At 40.6% G+C, this 16,416-nt stretch carries 16 protein-coding genes; 14 read left to right on the forward strand and 2 right to left on the reverse strand.

Annotation, left to right across the window (positions count from 1 at the left end; genetic code table 11):
- The first annotated feature begins 9 nt into the window (after window positions 1–9).
- The 8 genes from ABD010_RS08710 (at window position 10) to uvrC (ending at window position 8,612) form a co-directional block, all read left to right on the forward strand.
- Complete coding sequence (locus ABD010_RS08710; protein WP_343812143.1) at window positions 10–417, forward strand: DUF350 domain-containing protein; 408 nt, start codon at window positions 10–12, stop codon at window positions 415–417.
- 784 nt (window positions 418–1,201) lie between these two features.
- Entirely contained in the window at window positions 1,202–2,896 is a 1,695-nt protein-coding gene (locus tag ABD010_RS08715) for a long-chain-fatty-acid--CoA ligase (protein ID WP_343812145.1), read from the forward strand.
- A gap of 132 nt (window positions 2,897–3,028) precedes the next feature.
- Window positions 3,029–3,613, forward strand: coding sequence for a fatty acid metabolism transcriptional regulator FadR (gene fadR, locus ABD010_RS08720; protein ID WP_343812147.1), 585 nt, complete (start codon window positions 3,029–3,031; stop codon window positions 3,611–3,613).
- An 18-nt stretch (window positions 3,614–3,631) separates the two neighbouring features.
- Complete coding sequence (locus tag ABD010_RS08725) at window positions 3,632–4,405, forward strand: enoyl-CoA hydratase (protein WP_343812149.1); 774 nt, start codon at window positions 3,632–3,634, stop codon at window positions 4,403–4,405.
- A 16-nt stretch (window positions 4,406–4,421) separates the two neighbouring features.
- Window positions 4,422–5,195 carry an electron transfer flavoprotein subunit beta/FixA family protein gene (locus ABD010_RS08730; protein WP_343812152.1) on the forward strand — a complete coding sequence of 258 codons (774 nt, stop codon included), beginning with the start codon at window positions 4,422–4,424 and terminating at the stop codon, window positions 5,193–5,195.
- Between the two features lie 27 nt (window positions 5,196–5,222).
- The gene (locus tag ABD010_RS08735) at window positions 5,223–6,194 is read left to right on the forward strand and encodes an electron transfer flavoprotein subunit alpha/FixB family protein (RefSeq protein WP_343812154.1); all 972 of its coding nucleotides are present in this window, start codon (window positions 5,223–5,225) and stop codon (window positions 6,192–6,194) included.
- 236 nt (window positions 6,195–6,430) lie between these two features.
- Entirely contained in the window at window positions 6,431–6,745 is a 315-nt protein-coding gene (gene trxA, locus ABD010_RS08740) for a thioredoxin (protein ID WP_174613977.1), read from the forward strand.
- 88 nt (window positions 6,746–6,833) lie between these two features.
- The gene (gene uvrC / locus ABD010_RS08745) at window positions 6,834–8,612 is read left to right on the forward strand and encodes an excinuclease ABC subunit UvrC (protein WP_343812157.1); all 1,779 of its coding nucleotides are present in this window, start codon (window positions 6,834–6,836) and stop codon (window positions 8,610–8,612) included.
- A 121-nt stretch (window positions 8,613–8,733) separates the two neighbouring features.
- Here the strand turns inward: uvrC and ABD010_RS08750 are convergent, their stop codons facing one another.
- Window positions 8,734–9,174, reverse strand: coding sequence for a YslB family protein (locus ABD010_RS08750; protein ID WP_343812159.1), 441 nt, complete (start codon window positions 9,172–9,174; stop codon window positions 8,734–8,736).
- Between the two features lie 350 nt (window positions 9,175–9,524).
- On the opposite strand from ABD010_RS08750, the gene ABD010_RS08755 reads away from it, so the two are divergent.
- The 5 genes from ABD010_RS08755 to ABD010_RS08775 all read left to right on the forward strand — a co-directional run bounded on the left by ABD010_RS08755 (window position 9,525) and on the right by ABD010_RS08775 (window position 14,440).
- Window positions 9,525–10,145: a succinate dehydrogenase cytochrome b558 subunit gene (locus tag ABD010_RS08755; RefSeq protein WP_343812161.1), complete on the forward strand. Its 621-nt coding sequence runs from the start codon at window positions 9,525–9,527 to the stop codon at window positions 10,143–10,145.
- Window positions 10,146–10,175: 30 nt separating this feature from the next.
- Window positions 10,176–11,927, forward strand: a complete 1,752-nt coding sequence (sdhA, locus tag ABD010_RS08760; RefSeq protein WP_343812163.1) for a succinate dehydrogenase flavoprotein subunit — start codon at window positions 10,176–10,178, stop codon at window positions 11,925–11,927.
- Window positions 11,928–11,943: 16 nt separating this feature from the next.
- Window positions 11,944–12,708, forward strand: coding sequence for a succinate dehydrogenase iron-sulfur subunit (gene sdhB, locus ABD010_RS08765; RefSeq protein ID WP_343812165.1), 765 nt, complete (start codon window positions 11,944–11,946; stop codon window positions 12,706–12,708).
- Between the two features lie 93 nt (window positions 12,709–12,801).
- Window positions 12,802–13,245: an acyl-CoA thioesterase gene (locus tag ABD010_RS08770; RefSeq protein WP_343812167.1), complete on the forward strand. Its 444-nt coding sequence runs from the start codon at window positions 12,802–12,804 to the stop codon at window positions 13,243–13,245.
- Between the two features lie 193 nt (window positions 13,246–13,438).
- Window positions 13,439–14,440, forward strand: coding sequence for an ABC transporter substrate-binding protein (locus tag ABD010_RS08775; RefSeq protein ID WP_343812170.1), 1,002 nt, complete (start codon window positions 13,439–13,441; stop codon window positions 14,438–14,440).
- Between the two features lie 60 nt (window positions 14,441–14,500).
- Here ABD010_RS08775 and ABD010_RS08780 read toward each other — a convergent pair whose 3' ends face one another.
- Entirely contained in the window at window positions 14,501–14,725 is a 225-nt protein-coding gene (locus tag ABD010_RS08780) for a helix-turn-helix domain-containing protein (RefSeq protein ID WP_010651078.1), read from the reverse strand.
- A 196-nt stretch (window positions 14,726–14,921) separates the two neighbouring features.
- On the opposite strand from ABD010_RS08780, the gene ABD010_RS08785 reads away from it, so the two are divergent.
- The gene (locus ABD010_RS08785) at window positions 14,922–16,394 is read left to right on the forward strand and encodes a potassium/proton antiporter (RefSeq protein WP_343812172.1); all 1,473 of its coding nucleotides are present in this window, start codon (window positions 14,922–14,924) and stop codon (window positions 16,392–16,394) included.
- The last annotated feature ends 22 nt before the right edge of the window (window positions 16,395–16,416 follow it).

Below are 16,416 nucleotides of genomic sequence, written 5' to 3' on the forward strand. Positions count from 1 at the left end.
AATCTGTTCATGACTGGGTTCTGGGAGAATATTTTCGTGGAGATTGCGGCAAGATACAGTGTTGTCATTTTATGCACCATTGTTTTTCTGGCTGTATTTGAATTGGTTACGTCTTATAAAAACTGGCGGGAAATCAAAAATGGCAACATTGCGGTAGCATTGGCAACGGGCGGGAAAATTTTTGGCATCGCGACCATTTTCCGTTACTCCATTGAGCATAATGATACACTGCTTCAGAGTATCGGGTGGGGTGTGTTTGGATTTTTATTATTGCTGCTCGGCTATTTCATATTTGAATTTTTGACGCCGACAATTAATGTGGATAAAGAAATTGGTCAGGACAACAGGGCTATCGGCTTCATATCCATGATGATTTCGATAGGATTGTCATTCGTTATTGGAGCCAGTATTGGATAGGGGAGAATACATTGAATATATTGGAAACGTTGGCCAAAATATTAATGGTCGTCGCGGTTATTTTTGCGGTTATAGGTATCATATATTTAATATAGGCTAATTTCTAAAAGGTTGCTGTTATTACACAAAATGCATAAACTGCGACATAAGTTCTGGAATGTGTTTTATAATTACATCTACCTCTCGCCATTCCGTCCGGGATCGCTCCGGGCGGATGCTTTCCGCGGGCACGGCCTTAGCCCCCTTGAGAAAACCGCTCTGCGGGGTCTTCGGACTCGTGCTGTTCCCGCAGGAGTCACCGCCCTCCGCTCACCCGGACTAGTGTAGTGGTATCAACCGTTATTCTATAAGCAAAGAGTCATAAACGTAGTAATAGCGGAGGAAATAAGCGGACTCCTGTGGGAGCAGAGGCTCATCAGCCGCCCACGGTAAAGAAGACACAGCGAAAGTGATTTTCTTGAGCTGATGTCGCTCTTATGCTGGAAGTGAAAGCGACGTGTATTTCCGCAGCGGTGGTAGAACATCATACTATGTCGCAGTTTAGTTCAATTGTTGGATAGCAATAATCTTTATGACAAGAGTCTTGATTTAAGAACAATTTTTAATTGGTGTTGCTTGATTGGAATTGAATTATGCCTGGAATGACGGCAGCATCTGTTTATTATTCCGACCGCAGAAACAGCGAGGCTGAAAAAATCATCGAATAATTGATAAATAAAATTTCAAAAAATGCGAATTAATCGGTATAATGAAGACATGGAGGTAAAAAAGGAGGAGGAGAAAAATGGACAGAAGGCCTTGGCATCGTCATTATCCGAAAGAAATTGCAACTTCATTAACCTATGATGACAAGCCGCTGCATGATTTTTTGAGAAGAACTGCTGCATTATACCCGGAAAAGAAAGCGCTTCATTTTATGAGGAATGAAATGTCATTCTCTGAAGTGTATACGGCTTCAAAAAAAATGGCATCCTACTTGCAGTCACTTGGTCTTGAAAAAGGTGACCGGGTTGCCGTTATGCTGCCTAACTGCCCCCAGGGAGTGATCAGCTACTATGGAACATTAATGGCGGGAGGTACGGTTGTTCAGACAAACCCGTTGTACAAAGAAAGAGAAATTGAGTATCAATTGAATGATTCGGGAGCAGCGTTCATTGTCTGTCTTGATATATTGCTGCCGCGAGTTACGAACATCAGAGGAAATACTGAACTGAAACACACGATTGTTACAGGAATAAAGGATTATCTTCCGTTCCCTAAAAATAAGATTTATCCTATTATCCAAAAAAGGCAATATAATATGGTGGTTAAAACCGAAGAAACGGATGATACACACATTTGGCTAAATATGATGGATCGATCGGATAGTAATTATCAGCCGGTAGAGGTTGATCCAACGGAAGACCTTGCATTATTACAATATACGGGAGGAACGACAGGGCATCCAAAAGGTGTCATGCTTACACACCGTAACCTGGTAGCGAATGTTCAAATGTGTAATGCCTGGTTGTACAGAATGGATCCATCTGAGCAAATTGTGTTGGGAGTACTGCCGTTTTTCCATGTATACGGAATGACCACGGTTATGAATATGTCGATGATGTATGGTTCAAAAATGATTTTACTTCCAAAATTTGATACGAAAGAAGTTTTGAAAACAATTCATAAACAAAAACCGACCCTATTTCCCGGAGCACCAACCATATATATCGGGTTGCTCCATCATCCGGAGCTGAAGAAATATGATCTGTCCTCGATTGAGGCATGTATCAGTGGATCTGCACCATTACCCGCTGAAGTTCAGGATCAGTTCGAAAGTGTTACCGGCGGACGATTAGTTGAGGGGTATGGACTGACTGAAACGTCACCAGTAACACATTCTAATTTTGTCTGGGCTGACAGAGTGAATGGGAGTATTGGTGTTCCATGGCCGGATACAGACTGCAAAATAATCAATATGGAAACAAATGAAGAAGCCGCCGTGGGTGAAGTTGGCGAAGTAGCCGTGAAAGGACCGCAAGTGATGAAAGGATATTGGGGTAAGCGGCAAGAAACAGATAATGTTTTACAGAATGGCTGGATGTGTACCGGTGATATGGGGTATATGGATGAAGAAGGCTATTTTTACATCGTTGACAGGAAAAAAGATATGATTATTGCAGGTGGATATAATATTTATCCAAGAGAGGTTGAAGAAGTGCTCTATGAACACGAGGCTGTTCAGGAAGCTGTTGTAGCGGGGATTCCAGACGCATACCGCGGTGAAACAGTAAAAGCGTATATTGTTTTTAAGGCTGGTTATAAAGAAACGGAAGAAGAATTAAACGCCTTCTGCAGAAAGAATTTGGCTGCATTTAAAGTACCAAGAATTTATGAATTCAGGGATGAACTGCCAAAAACGGCCGTTGGAAAAATATTACGCAGAAAACTGATTGATGAAGAAAAAGAAAAAATGGGGCAGAACAGCAATACGCTTTGAGTTTTATTCTAGTTTTTTTGACCAATTGTTGTACAAACTATATTGACAGAATCGCTGTATATTTGTACAATAAAAGGTGAATGATTATTCATTCACCTTTTATTGTGAGGGGTTTTATTAAGGAGAATTTTCATGAAGAAAAACAAACCTAAATACAATCAAATTATTGAAGCAGCTGTTGAGGTCATTGCTGAAAATGGATACCATGCTTCACAAGTATCCAAGATTGCAAAAAAGGCAGGGGTTGCAGACGGCACCATTTACCTGTATTTTAAAAATAAAGAGGATATTCTTGTTTCTGTTTTTAAGGAAAAAATGGGGCAGTTTATTGAACGAATTGCTGAGAGTATTAACCAGAAGCAAAATGCGGATGAGAAATTACTCACCCTGATACAGATGCATTTCAGCCAGCTTACCGGGGACCATCACCTGGCGATTGTCACGCAATTGGAATTAAGGCAGTCAAACAGTGAATTGCGGCTGAAAATTAACGATATTCTCAAGCCTTATTTGTCGGTGATTGATGACATCATTAGAGAAGGCACTAAGGAGAATGTGTTTCGAGATGAATTGAACATCCCGCTCGTAAGGCAAATGATCTTTGGAACCCTGGATGAAACTGTAACAAACTGGGTTATGAAAGAACAAAAATACGATTTATTGGAAATGGCTCCTGAAGTTCACAGGTTGTTGACACACGGCCTTTCCGATAAATAGCAGAAGAGGAGGATTGAGTTGGGGACACTGACACATGAATTAAACGGGAATGTTGCAGTATTGACCATTCAAAGTCCGCCGGCAAACGCATTATCCAGCACCCTGTTAAAGGATCTGGATGAAAAATTGAATGAAATTGAAAACGATAACAATGCGAAAGCGATTCTACTCAAAGGAGAAGGCAAGTTTTTCTCGGCTGGTGCGGATGTTAAAGAATTTACTTCACTTCAAAATGCAAGCGACTACCAGGTTCTGTCGGAGCGTGGTCAGAAATTATTTGACCGTGTGGAAAATTTCTCAATCCCTGTTATCGCAGCCATTCATGGTGCTGCATTAGGCGGTGGGCTTGAACTGGCAATGTCATGTCACATTAGGATCGTTACTGAAAATGCAAAATTGGGGCTCCCGGAATTGACATTAGGAATCATTCCCGGGTTTGCAGGAACACAGCGGCTGCCGCGATATGTCGGTTCAGCAAAAGCATACGAGATGATTCTGAGTGGACAACCGATAACCGGAACAGAAGCAGCAAAATTGGGTCTTGCCAATCAGGCGGTAGGAGAAGAAGAAGTATATGAAAACGCTATGAAACTAGCAACTGTAATTGCTGCTAAAAGCAAGCCAACGATTAATAGTGTTATGCAGCTGATTCCGTATGCTAAAACTGCTCAGTTTGCGGATGGAGTCCAGGAAGAAGCAACAGCATTTAGTGAGATCTTCGGGTCCGATGATGCAAAAGAAGGCGTTCAGGCATTTATTGAAAAGCGCAAGCCTAACTTCAAGGATAAGTAAAAGGAGGAAATCATATATGAATATTTATGTATTGCTGAAAAAAACATTTGATACGGAAGAGAAAATTGCTGTATCCAATGGGCAGATTGAAGATGATGGTGCTGAATATATTATTAATCCATATGACGAGTATGCGGTTGAAGAAGCCATTAAACAAAAGGATGCACATGGTGGTGAAGTTACTGTCGTCACGGTAGGTGATGAAGATTCCGAAAAACAGCTGCGCACTGCATTGGCAATGGGTGCTGATAAAGCTGTTTTGATCAATACGGAAGACGATCTTGAAGATGGTGATCAATACACGACTGCTAAAATATTGGAAGCGTATTTTGAGGATAAGGAAGCAGATTTAATTTTGGCAGGTAATGTAGCGATTGATGAAGCAAGCGGTCAGGTTGGCCCGCGTCTTGCTGAGTTACTTGGCATCCCATCAGTTACGACTATTACAGCGCTGGAAATTGATGGTAATACAGTGAAGATTGATAAAGACGTGGAAGGTGATGTTGAAAAAATTGAAACATCTTTACCGGTGCTGGTTACTTGTCAGCAAGGGTTGAACGACCCAAGGTACCCATCCCTGCCGGGAATTATGAAAGCGAAGAAAAAACCTCTGGAAGAACTTGAGATAGATGATCTCGATCTTGATGAAGATGATATTGAAGCAAAAACAAAAACAGAGGATATTTTTCTGCCGCCGGAAAAAGAGGCAGGAAGGGTACTCGAAGGTGAACTGGATGAACAAGTTCAGGAATTGGTGTCTCTTCTTAAAGATGAATCAAAGGTGCTGTAACCATTTATAACGGAAAGGAGAAATGACATGAGTGATAAAATATTAGTTGTAGGCGAATTAAGAGAAAATACATTACGTAACGTAACATTTGAAGCAATTGCTGCTGCAAAATCAATCAGTGCAGATGGCGAGATTGTTGGTGTTATCTGTGGAGCTGGTGATTTAAACGAACAGGCTCAGGAAATGATTTATTATGGTGCAGACCGGGTGGTAACCGTTGCGCATGATATGCTGGAAACATATACTCCGGATGGTTTTAGCCAGGCAGTTATGGCTGTCATAAACGATGAGTCGCCCGATGGGATTGTGATGGGGCATACGTCTATTGGAAAAGACTTAACACCTAAACTGGCAAGTAAACTGGAAACCGGGCTGGTCTCAGATGCTACGGAAGTAACAAACGATGGAGGAAAGGCTGTTTTTACGAGACCTATTTATTCCGGTAAAGCATTTGAAAAGAAGACGATCACAAGCGGATTGACATTTGTTACTATCCGTCCAAATAATATTGCAGCGCCGGAGAAAGATGAATCCCGTTCAGGTGATATTTCGCCCAAGGATGTGGATATTGCTGATATTCGCTCGGTTATTAAGGATGTTATTAAAAAAGCATCTGATGGGGTTGATTTGTCTGAAGCCAATGTAATTGTTGCAGGCGGACGCGGAGTTAAAAGTGAGGAAGGTTTTAAACCGCTTCAGGAACTTGCTGATGTTTTAGGCGGCGCAGTTGGTGCTTCCAGGGGTGCCTGTGACGCTGAATACTGTGATTATTCACTGCAAATCGGTCAGACAGGTAAGGTGGTTACACCAGACTTATATATTGCGTGCGGTATTTCCGGTGCGATTCAGCATCTTGCCGGAATGTCAAACTCCAAAGTAATTGTGGCGATTAATAAAGATCCGGAAGCAAACATTTTTAATGTAGCAGATTACGGCATTGTAGGTGACATTTTTGATGTCGTGCCAATGCTTACCGAGGAAATTAAAAAGTTGAAATAAATAAAGTACAGACCCGCTGAGGATCGGCTGGGTCTATGTTTTTCTTTTGCAGATATGTATTTCTTACAGCATAGGTGTAGCTAAAAATGTCACCAAAGGGCTTAATGACTACCAGGTTTTTTAATATAGTTGATCAAGCTTAAGCATTATTTTTTGGAATAAGCAAACTATTAGCTAGGATATACTAACGATGATATACTCATTACAGAAGTCAGTTAGATTGAGGAGGAATAGAAATGGCAATTGCTCACGTAACGGATCAAAATTTCACCAAAGAAACTGCTGAAGGTCTTGTGCTTGCAGACTTTTGGGCACCTTGGTGCGGACCATGCAAAATGATTGCTCCGGTTCTCGAGGAAATTGATGGTGAAATGGAAGATAAAGTACAAATTGTAAAACTTGATGTGGACGAAAATCAGGAAACAGCTGGAAAATATGGGGTAATGAGTATCCCGACCTTATTGCTGTTTAAAGATGGCAATGTAGTCGATCAGGTTGTTGGTTTCCAGCCAAAAGAAGCACTTGTTGATTTAATTAACAAACATGCCTAACAACGTGTATAATCGTATACAGGAACGGAAAATAATCCCTTGTTGCTCATGTGGCAAGGGATTTCTTTAGTTAAAGGATGAATGGATAATGAGTCAGCAAATACAAGAAAAACTGGCTGTTCTGCCAGCTCAGCCCGGCTGCTATTTGATGAAGGACAGGCATGGAACAGTAATATATGTCGGCAAGTCGAAGCTGCTGCGAAATCGTGTCAGGTCATATTTTACCGGAGCCAATGATAAAAAAACCCAACGACTTGTACAGGAAATAACGGATTTTGAGTACATTGTAACGACTTCGGAAATTGAAGCACTTATTCTTGAAATGAATCTGATCAAAAAATACGACCCTAAATATAATGTGCTGTTAAAAGATGATAAATCATATCCTTATCTAAAAATTACATCGGAGCGGCACCCGCGGCTGCAGATTGTACGAAAATTAAAGAAGGATAAAGGGAAATATTTCGGGCCTTATCCGAATGTATTGGCAGCGCGTGAAACGAAAAAGCTGCTCGACCGTCTGTACCCTTTAAGGAAATGTAATAATCCGCCAGGCCGTTATTGTCTTTATTATCATATGGGGCAGTGTCTTGCCTGCAGTGAACAGCCTGCTTCAGAAGATACCTATAAGGAAATCATTCAGAGCATAACATCCTTTTTGCATGGGGGACATAAAGAAATTAAAGATAATCTGAAATCCGGTATGTATGAAGCGAGTGCAGACCTTAACTTTGAGCGGGCAAAGGAGCTGCGGGATCAGATTCAGCATATCGAAATTGTCATGGAACAACAGCGGATGACATTGAATGATCAGACCGATCGGGATATTTTTGGTTTCGCATATGATAAAGGCTGGATGTGTGTGCAGGTGTTTTTCATCAGACAAGGAAAATTAATTGAACGGGATGTTTCCGTCTTTCCGTTTTTTGATGATCCATCAGATACATTTATCAGCTTTATCGGTCGGTTCTATCTCCATCACCATCACATAAAGCCAAAACAGCTGTTGGTACCGATTGGAACGGATACTGACCTTTTAAAGGAATTACTGGAAATTAACGTACACACTCCCTTTCGCGGGAGAAAAAAAGAACTTGTGGAATTAGCCGGAAAAAATGCTTCAATCGCACTTCAAGAGAAGTTTTCCATTATTGAACGTGATGCGGAACGAACTATCCGGGCTGTTGAGGGGCTTGGAGATATCCTGAATATCGAAACGCCGCATCGAATCGAGGCATTTGACAACTCAAATATTCAAGGAACAGACCCCGTTTCAGCGATGGTTGTGTTTACGGATGGAAAAGCAGATAAAAAGGAATACCGGAAATATAAAATAAGGGACGTTAAAGGTCCTGATGATTATGAAACAATGCGGGAAGTTGTCAGACGCAGATATAAACGGGTACTGAAAGAAAACTTGCCATTGCCGGATTTGATTATCGTTGATGGTGGTAAAGGGCAGATGGGTGCGGCACTTGATGTATTGGAAAATGAGCTTGGATTAAATATCCCATTGTGTGGACTGGCCAAGGATGATAAGCACAAAACGAGTGAACTGGTGTATGGTGACCCACCAGAGGTACTATCATTATCAAGGAAGTCACAGGAATTTTATCTGGTGCAACGCATTCAGGAAGAAGTGCATCGATTTGCTATTTCGTTTCATCGTCAATTAAGAGGCAAGGGTCTTTTTCAGTCAGAACTTGATAAAATACCGGGGGTGGGCGAGAAAAGAAAACGGTTGCTGCTGACTCATTTCAAGTCAGTGAACGAGATTCGCAATGCTTCGGTCGACCGTATGATAAAGCTGGGTATTCCTATAAATATTGCTGGTACTATAAAAGAGCACCTTGCAAAAAATGAGTAGGGCAGTATTAATTGCCCTACTCTGTACATTGATGGCGTATTATATTGAGACAATCGTATGGAATGCTGCAAAGATGTAAGGCTTATATATAGATAATATTTAGCTCCTGCAGGTTGGGTATTTACTCATCCGTAAAAACGACGGTGAATTCAATCATGTGAATTTTTTTGTTGATTTCCTCTTTGCATTCACATGTCCTGTCTTTCAATAATTCGATCGATTCAGCTAAAAAGCCTGATTCCAGCCGAAAGTCCGTATCAAAAGGTGCGTTGAGTTTATATACAACTGAATCGGACATCAAATGAAATGTTAACTCTCTTTTCTTTTCTTTTATCAGTTCGAGTGTGCCCCATCCAAGTTTTTCGAATGCATATATAACATCCGAAACAGATTCAGTATCCATTTTTCTTGCTATGTTTTTACCCATAAAATATAGAAGGGTAGGTGCTTCTGCCCCTAATAGTTCGGGTAATCCCAGGTAACGAATGATATCATATCCGGCACCGGTAGTGTGGAGTTCATCTAAAACAGTTACAGGTAAAGCCTCTTTTGCATGTTGCATGGTTGTCATCCTTTCTGTCGGTAACCAGTTCATTTTAACATTGATCATAAAGTTCGAGAATAGCTTATCAGTTATTAATTTTATTATCTATGTTCTTTGCCGGCAGTGTAAGAACGCAATTGATTTTTTGAAAGCTTGGTGACAACCAAGTTTTCTGATGAGTCAGCATAAAAATCATGATAAATATCACATCGTTGTGAAATTACTGCTTCCTTTCTTGACGCTTTTTATTGTTAGAAGTACAATAAATATGTCATAAATTGTACAATATTGGACAATACAATAATATTGCCATCTGATTTTGTGCATTACTATTTACAGTATCAAATTACGACCGAGGGGGGTAACACATGTCAGAGCATCGTGAGTTCTTTTACAGAAGACTCCATTCCTTATTAGGTGTCATACCGATTGGAATTTTCCTGATTCAGCATTTGGTAGTAAATCATTTTGCTGTATATGGAGAAGAAAGCTTCAATCAGGCTGCAGCATTTATGCACGATCTGCCGTTCAGGATTGTGTTGGAGACGGTAATTATCTTTTTGCCTATTTTATTCCACGCAATTTTGGGTGTTTATATTGTTTTTACAACAAAAAACAACCCGAGAAACTATGGCTTTTTCCGTAACTGGATGTTTTTTCTGCAGCGCGTAACAGGGATTATTACATTTGTCTTTATTGCTTGGCACGTTTGGGAAACACGCGTGCAAATCGGTATGGGCAATGCAGAACTGGATTATAATTTGATGGAAAATATACTTTCCAATCCGGTAATGTTCTGGTTTTATATTATTGGCGTGCTTTCAACTACATTTCATTTCAGTAATGGACTATGGAGTTTCTTGGTTTCATGGGGATTCACCCAGTCACCAAAATCGCAAAAGATTGTTACATACGCTACGCTTATAGTATTTTTTGCGGTAAGTTATATTGGAGTACGTGCATTGATTAAATTTGCTTATGGTGTTTAATTTATTGGAAAGAGGGAGTGAGTCATCATAATGAGTAATCGCAAAGTAGTTGTTGTAGGCGGCGGACTGGCTGGACTTATGGCAACGATAAAGGCAGCAGAAGCAGGTGTTAATGTGGATTTGTTCTCCATTGTACCTGTTAAACGTTCTCACTCTGTATGTGCCCAAGGCGGGATTAACGGTGCAGTTAATACTAAAGGTGAAGGGGACTCACCCTGGAAACACCTTGACGATACCGTATATGGCGGGGATTTCCTGGCAAATCAGCCGCCGGTTAAAGCAATGTGTGATGCAGCGCCTGGCATTATAAACTTGCTTGATAGAATGGGTGTTATGTTTAACCGGACGCCAGAAGGTCTGCTTGATTTCCGGCGTTTCGGCGGTACATCCGTACACCGCACAGCATATGCAGGAGCCACAACCGGACAACAGTTATTATATGCATTGGACGAACAGGTTCGTCGCTATGAAGTGGAAGGTCTGGTTACAAAATATGAGAACTGGGAATTCCTTGGAGCTATTCTGGATGATGATGGCGTTGGTAAAGGAATTGTTGCACAAAATATTAAAACACATGAAATCAAATCTTACCCGTCAGATGCTACCATCATGGCAACCGGCGGACCGGGAATTATTTTCGGAAAGTCAACTAACTCCATGATTAACACCGGATCTGCAGCAAGTATTCTGTATCAGCAGGGTGCTAAATATGCAAATGGTGAGTTTATTCAAATTCACCCAACTGCCATCCCAGGTGATGACAAACTGCGACTGATGAGTGAATCAGCACGTGGTGAAGGTGGCCGTATCTGGACATATAAAGACGGTGAACCATGGTATTTCCTTGAAGAGAAATATCCCGCCTACGGAAACTTGGTTACACGAGATATTGCAACACGTGAAATTTTTGATGTATGTGTTAACCAGAAACTTGGTATCAATGGCGAGAATATGGTTTATCTGGATTTATCACATAAAGATCCGAAAGAACTGGACGTCAAACTTGGTGGAATCATCGAGATTTATGAAAAATTTGTTGGTGAAGACCCACGTAAAGTACCAATGAAGATTTTCCCTGCTGTTCACTACTCAATGGGAGGTCTCTGGGTTGACTTTGATCAGATGACAAGTATACCAGGAATATTTGCTTGTGGTGAGTGTGACTATTCTCAGCACGGTGGAAACCGTTTAGGTGCAAATTCCCTTCTCTCAGCAATTTACGGCGGATCTGTTGCAGGTCCAAATGCTATTGAATACATTGATGGACTAGAGAAGCATGTGGAAGATATGTCACCTGACTTGTTTGATCAACGTGAAAAAGAAGAACAGGAAATATTTAATGAGTTTATGAAAATGGAAGGCGACGAAAATGCCTATCAGATTCATAAGGAACTTGGAGAATGGATGACTGATAATGTAACAGTTGTTCGTCATAATGATAAACTGCTGAAGACTGATGAAAAGATTGAGGAACTTCAGGAACGCTGGAATAAGATTAATATCAATGATACATCACGGTGGAGCAATCAGGGTGTTATGTTTACCCGTCAGCTGAAAAACATGCTGCATCTGGCACGTGTTATTACGATGGGCGCTTATAACCGTAATGAAAGCCGTGGTGCACATTACAAGCCTGATTATCCAGATCGTAATGATGAGGATTGGCTCAAAACAACAATTGCGACCTTCGATAAAGAAAAGAATGCACCAGTGATATCCTATGAGGAAGTAGATACTTCACTGATTGAGCCAAGGTTAAGGGATTACACACAAAAACACTGAGGGGAGAAAGATAAACATGGCTGAACAAAAAACTGTTAAGTTTATTATAACGCGTCAAGACAGCCCGGATTCTGCTCCTTATGAGGAATCTTTTGATGTTCCTTATAAAACAAACATGAATGTTATTTCCGGACTGATGGAAATCCGTCAGAACCCAGTTAATGATAAAGGTGAAAAAACAACACCGGTAGCATGGGATATGAATTGTCTCGAGGAAGTATGCGGGGCATGCTCAATGGTAATCAATGGTACAGCACGCCAGTCTTGTGCAGCATTGGTCGATAAATTGGAACAGCCAATACGGCTGGAACCAATGAGCACATTTCCGATTGTTCGCGACCTTGTCGTAGATCGTGAGCAGATGTTTGATGCACTGAAACAAATTAAGGCATGGATTCCGATTGATGGGACGTATGATCTTGGACCAGGCCCGCGTATGCCGGAGAAAAAACGTCAATGGGCATATGAACTGTCAAAATGCATGACTTGCGGTGTATGTCTGGAGGCTTGTCCAAATGTTAATGATAAGTCCGACTTTATAGGACCAGCAGCCTTATCTCAGGCACGGCTTTTCAATGCACATCCGACAGGAGAAATGAATCAGAAGGAACGGTTGGACGGATTAATGGAAGAGGGCGGCATTACGGGATGCGGAAACGCGCAGAATTGTGTACAGGTTTGTCCGAAAGGTATTCCACTAACAACTTCCATTGCTGCTATGAACCGTGCAACAAACATCCAGTCTTTCAAAAATTTCTTTGGAAGTGACAACGCACATTAATTGACAGTTGGATGGAAATTCCGTTTTAACATGACCCTTGCCGTATAATACGGCAAGGGTCATTTTTAAAAATACATACAGGGAGTTGAGAGTTTGTCAAAAGTAACATATATTGATGATATGGAACAATGGAGATCCGAATTTTCATTTTATATTCCAATAAAAATTCGATTCTCCGAGACAGATATGTTTGGACATGTGAACAATGTATCACCTTTTATTTATTTTGAAGAAGCGCGTATCGAATTCCTGAAAGCAGCCGGGTTGTTCGACAGAGCCAATACAGATAATGGAATGCCAATCGTAGCTGATCTACAATGTGATTATCATAAGCAGCTTTTTTTTGATGATCCATTAAAATTGTATGTAAAGGTAAATCACATCGGAAATTCCTCGCTGGATATTCACTATATGGCTGTTAATGAACAGGATAAGCTATGTCTTACAGGACGTGGCCGGATGGTATACATAAATACTGAAACCGGTAAGCCTGTATCCATAAATGAGTCCATGAAGGAGAAGCTGACTAATCAATGAAAATCAATCAGAAGAAAACAGGACCTCTGAAATAGCGGGAGTGTCCTTTTTTTAATTAAGTTGACCTGCTCATAATTTATGGTAATATAATTAATGAAACTGATAATCATTATCAATTATAAAAATCAGGTTATAGCTTATACATATTATGACAGAAGCTGTTTACTTGATTTAATCGTTAAGGAGGAGCAGGATGAAAAAATGGTTGGTCATGATCGTTATATTAATCCTTGGTTTGTTGTCAGCCTGTGGAGGTACAAATGATGAAAAATCAGGTACCGCTGAAAAGGGGAATGAGAATAAAAGTCAGGAACGAATTATTACGGTAGAAGATGCGATGGGCGAACAAACGATAAAAGGAACACCAAAAAAGATTGTTGTTCTTGAGTGGTTTTTCGCGGAGCATTTGCTGGCGTTGGGGGTACAACCTGCAGGCGTTCCCAATATTGATGGGTACAAGGAATGGATAAATATAGAAAAAGACCTTGCCAATAGTGTTAAGGATGTCGGTACACGTCAGGAGCCCAATCTGGAGGCTATTTCCCGGTTGGATCCTGACCTGATTATTGCTGCCAAGTTCAGACACGAAAAGCTTCTTGGGCAGCTAGAGAAAATTGCTCCCACCGTAACATTTGCACCATATAATGAACAGGCATCAAAAAATTTATACGAAGAAATGCTTCAGGAATTTAAAACAATTGCGAAAATCGTTGATAAAGAACAAAAAGCCAGCAAGGAAATAACAAAATTAAATCAATTTTATGATAAACAGCGGGAACGTGTGGAACAGTCAGGATTAAAGGGGACCGAATATATCTCTGCCTTGGCTTTCACCACCCAGAATGCACCTGTTTTAAGGTTGTATGCAAGAAATTCCGTCGTGTCGCAGGTTATGAAACGGATCGGGTTTAAAAATATGTATGAATCAGAGGAAATTGAGCCATATGGATTCACCCAGACAGGGATTGAAGCTTTACAAAAATTCCAGAAAGAAAATCCCCATTTCCTGTATATTGTACAAAAAGAGGACAATATTTTTGAAAAGCAGCTTAAAGGAAATCCGGTTTGGGAACAGTTAAGCTTTGTGGAAGCTGGTAAGATCCATCAGATTCCTGGTGACACCCCGGTATTCGGAGGTGTACTTTCAGCCAGGGTGCTAGCAGAAGAACTGGTTGATTCCATGATTGAAAAATAATTTTCCAATGTATGACACAACGAATAAACCCGGCCTTCAATATATGAAAGCCGGGCTTATTTAGAGCTTTAATTCCCCCATGCGAAGGAGCTCTACTACAGCCTGTGATCGCCCCTTGACTCCTAACTTTTGCATAGCATTTGAAATGTGGTTACGGACAGTTTTTTCCGATATAAACAATTCCTGGGCAATTTCTTTTGTTGTCTTATCTTGTACTAGGAGTTCAAATACTTCTTTTTCACGTTTGGTTAATAATTGCTTCGGTTTGTACTCGTTGTCCTTCAAATGTTAACCCCTCCTTGCTGTCATAGAGCTGCAGATTAAAGGGAATTTATTTAGTCACTATAGCTTATGAAAGAATTGCTAATCAGTGAGCACAATTATGAGCCAAATTGTACGACAACAAGCTTTTATTTCAATACACAGTTTAATGTTTGGTATACTGAAGGGAAATTAGAAGCTGTCATCAGGAGCGTTGCTTATGATTCATGAAATATTGTTATCCAATCAATTCATATTTGTTGTTGCCTTGCTGTTAATTACCAGTGTGATTGTGACAAAATTTTCGACCAGGCTGGGAGTACCTTCACTTGTACTGTTTATCTTCGTCGGAATGCTCACTGGCAGTGATGGCTTAAATATTTTTTATTTCGATAATGCTTCGGTTGCTCAGTTAATCGGTGTCATCGCACTCGTGATTATTTTATTTGAGGGTGGGCTGAATACGGAATGGAAGACCATTAAGCCTATTTTGCCTTCTGCGCTTTCACTTGCAACAATTGGTGTTATTGTTACCGCACTTGTTCTTGCTGTGGCTGCAAAGTTTATATTGGATATCACTTGGCTGCAGGGGTTATTGATTGGCTCCATTGTCGGGTCTACAGACGCAGCTGCAGTATTTGCCGTTTTAAAAGATAAGAATATAAAGGGTAATTTAAAATCGACACTTGAAGCAGAATCAGGGTCCAATGATCCGATGGCCATGTTTTTAACACTTTCGGTAATCCAATTGATGACACAGGAGCAATCGGGTGTTGTCTCACTTATTTGGACGTTTTTCTGGCAAATGGGCATAGGATTGCTGTTTGGGCTTATCGTAGGTAAACTGGGTAGTTTTTCACTTAATCGGATTAATCTGGATTCAGGCGGTCTTTATCTTTTATACGCACTTGCCTTTGCTTTTCTGGCGTACAGTGTTACTTCACTTGTAGATGCAAGCGGATTACTTGCGGTTTATATTACGGCACTGATTATCGGCAACTCCGATTTGGCATACCGTCATTCCATAATGCGCTTTAATGAAGGATTTTCTTGGATGGCGCAGATTATCATGTTTCTTATATTGGGATTGTTTGTTTTTCCATCCCAGTTATTTCAATGGCAGTATGTTTTTAATGGATTGCTTATTTCCGCGATTCTGATATTCATTGCACGTCCGGCTGCTGTTTTTTTCATATTAATGAAATCACAATATAATGTGAAGGAAAAATGCTTTCTGTCCTGGGCAGGCTTGCGTGGTGCTGTTCCAATTGTACTGGCAATTTTTCCGATGCTTGCTGACGTTAAGGATAGTCAGGTAATGTTTAATATGGTATTTTTTGTTGTACTGACCTCAACACTCGTGCAAGGATCAACGATTACTTACCTGGCGGCAAAACTTGGTCTTGAGGGGGAGGCCAGAGAGAAACCGGCACATTCGCTCGAGCTCATATCGATGGGAAAAACAAATTCCGAAATGATTGAATATGATGTAACAGAAAAGAACATTATCAATGGGAAATCACTTGAGGAACTTGCGTTTCCGGATAGTGCATTAGTCAACGCAATAATCCGCGATGGGGAAGTTGTCACACCGAATGGTCAGACGGTCATCAAGGAAGATGATGTGTTATACATTTTAGTTTCCAGAAAACATAAAAAACAGCTTATCTCGGCATTGAAAGCTGAAGCATGAGCAGTTGCGGGTAATGAAATCA

Origin of the sequence: Virgibacillus siamensis (assembly GCF_039522605.1) — a bacterium.
Taxonomy (GTDB): domain Bacteria; phylum Bacillota; class Bacilli; order Bacillales; family Amphibacillaceae; genus Lentibacillus; species Lentibacillus siamensis.

Coding starts and splice junctions, on each gene's coding strand:
- fadR (WP_343812147.1), top strand. CDS start 3,029: ATGAAGAAAAACAAACCTAAATACAATCAAATTATTGAAGCAGCTGTT.
- uvrC (WP_343812157.1), top strand. CDS start 6,834: ATGAGTCAGCAAATACAAGAAAAACTGGCTGTTCTGCCAGCTCAGCCC.
- ABD010_RS08730 (WP_343812152.1), top strand. CDS start 4,422: ATGAATATTTATGTATTGCTGAAAAAAACATTTGATACGGAAGAGAAA.
- ABD010_RS08710 (WP_343812143.1), top strand. CDS start 10: ATGACTGGGTTCTGGGAGAATATTTTCGTGGAGATTGCGGCAAGATAC.
- sdhA (WP_343812163.1), top strand. CDS start 10,176: ATGAGTAATCGCAAAGTAGTTGTTGTAGGCGGCGGACTGGCTGGACTT.
- ABD010_RS08735 (WP_343812154.1), top strand. CDS start 5,223: ATGAGTGATAAAATATTAGTTGTAGGCGAATTAAGAGAAAATACATTA.
- ABD010_RS08750 (WP_343812159.1), bottom strand. CDS start 9,174: ATGCAACATGCAAAAGAGGCTTTACCTGTAACTGTTTTAGATGAACTC.
- ABD010_RS08715 (WP_343812145.1), top strand. CDS start 1,202: ATGGACAGAAGGCCTTGGCATCGTCATTATCCGAAAGAAATTGCAACT.
- ABD010_RS08775 (WP_343812170.1), top strand. CDS start 13,439: ATGAAAAAATGGTTGGTCATGATCGTTATATTAATCCTTGGTTTGTTG.
- ABD010_RS08755 (WP_343812161.1), top strand. CDS start 9,525: ATGTCAGAGCATCGTGAGTTCTTTTACAGAAGACTCCATTCCTTATTA.
- trxA (WP_174613977.1), top strand. CDS start 6,431: ATGGCAATTGCTCACGTAACGGATCAAAATTTCACCAAAGAAACTGCT.
- sdhB (WP_343812165.1), top strand. CDS start 11,944: ATGGCTGAACAAAAAACTGTTAAGTTTATTATAACGCGTCAAGACAGC.
- ABD010_RS08785 (WP_343812172.1), top strand. CDS start 14,922: ATGATTCATGAAATATTGTTATCCAATCAATTCATATTTGTTGTTGCC.